The 1,062-nt window shown below is 68.3% G+C and carries 1 protein-coding gene and 1 pseudogene; one reads left to right on the top strand and one right to left on the bottom strand.

From position 1 onward, the window contains the following. Positions 1-725: MerR family transcriptional regulator (locus ACZ5CR_RS47155; protein ID WP_468870233.1), on the bottom strand; the 725-nt coding region annotated here is incomplete at its 3' end. 158 nt (positions 726-883) lie between these two features. Here ACZ5CR_RS47155 and ACZ5CR_RS47150 point away from each other — a divergent pair. Continuing rightward, a pseudogene (locus ACZ5CR_RS47150) lies at positions 884-1,062 on the top strand (glutamate decarboxylase); the annotation flags it as partial.

Below are 1,062 nucleotides of genomic sequence, written 5' to 3'. Positions count from 1 at the left end.
TCCCTCAGGTGCTCGGCGAGGCCCGGCCGCATGGAGTCGTAGAACTCCTTGAAGCGCTCGTCGGACACATACATCTCACCGAGGCCCTGGTGGATCTCGAAGGTGCAGTCGTAGAACCACTTGGTGATGTGCTGCCGGTGTTCCTCGGCCATGGCCACGGCCCGCTCGCCCGTCGCGGCCTCCCCGGCCGTCATCAGGGCGTCGTAGCGCTCTCCCCAGTCGGCGACCTCGGCCTGCATGCGTTTCCAGTCGTCCTTGGTGTAGCGGGCGGCCCGCCGCTGTGACTCGGCATACGCGTCCGTGCCGCCCCAGCGCTCCTCCGCCTCCTGTGCGTGCTCCTCGGGGTCCTTGTCCCCGAAGACCTCGAACTTCTCCTCAGGTGTGAGGTTGATGCCCATCTTCCGTGCCTCCATGGCGGTCTCGACGGCGGCGGCCATCTGCTGGAGCCTCTCGATCCGGTCGGTCAGCAAGGCGTGCTGACGGCGCAGATGCGCGCTCGGGTTCGCGTCCGGGTCGTCCAGCAGCGTCGCCACCTCGTCCAGGGGGAAGCCGAGCTCCCGGTAGAACAAGATCTGCTGCAGCCGGTCCAGGTCCTCGTCGCCGTAGCGGCGGTGGCCCGCATGGCTGCGCTCGCTCGGAGCCAGGAGCCCGATCTCGTCGTAGTGGTGCAGCGTGCGCACCGTGACCCCGGCGAGTCCTGCGACCTGTCCGACGGAGTAGCTCACCATCCGCTCCCTTCGCTCTCTGCCGTACGCGTTCCAGCCTGGGTCCTCACGTCACGTGAGGTGCAAGTGCAGACCCCGGCGGCCGCCCATATCCTCGCCAGCAGGGACATGAAAGCCCCGTACAGGGACAGAAAACCTCAGCTCCGAGGAGACCGCCCATGCCGCTCCACCACAGCGAGGACCCGAACGGCGGCTCCAAGGAGCGCACCCTCGCGGTGAACCCCTTCTACGGAGAGACCAACCCGGTCAGCGGCATGACCGAGGCGCCGCCCAAGCACCGCCTCCCCGACGGGCCGCTGCCACCCACGACGGCGTACCAGCTGGTGCACGACGAGCT

The sequence above is a fragment of the Streptomyces sp. NPDC031274 genome, from assembly GCF_055570235.1.
This window is presented reverse-complemented; position numbering and strand designations above follow the sequence as displayed.